Below are 526 nucleotides of genomic sequence, written 5' to 3'. Positions count from 1 at the left end.
TACCACCGCCTCCACGCAGCGCCCAGAAAAGATCCTCGTTTTCTGTTTCACTGGCAAGCAATTGGTGTCCGTCGGCAGTAACAACGTTTGCAGAGACTAAGTTATCTATCGTCATACCGTATTTACGGCTCAACCAACCAAAACCACCACCTAAAGTAAGACCAGCAATACCAGTGGTAGAATTAATTCCGACCGGGGTCGCTAACCCGTGTTTTTGAGTGACTTCGTCTAAGTCGCCTAAGGTACAGCCCGGCTCAACAAACGCTCTCTTGGCATTTTCATCGACTCTGACTTGGGTAAGGAGCGACAGGTCGATCATGACCCCATTATCACAGACAGCGTTGCCCGCAATATTGTGTCCCCCACCTCGTACAGAAAGTAGCTGACCATTGTCTCGCGCAAAGTTAACCGCCATCACAACGTCATCTGTCGACTTACAGCGAGCAATCAAACTCGGCTTGCGATCAATCATGCCATTCCAGATTTGGCGCACTTCATCGTAATTAGAATCGGTAGGTAAAACGAC

1 protein-coding gene is annotated in these 526 nt (G+C 49.0%); it reads right to left on the bottom strand.

Features of this window, described 5'->3' with window-relative positions; all coding sequences use genetic code 11:
- Nucleotides 1-526, bottom strand: a 526-nt coding sequence (locus R7190_RS30490; protein WP_318138295.1) for an FAD-dependent oxidoreductase, incomplete at both ends; no start/stop codon positions are given.

Source organism: Vibrio sp. 1078-1, assembly GCF_033340475.1.
Note: the sequence above shows the minus strand (reverse complement) of the source record. Positions and strands in the feature narration are given on the sequence as shown.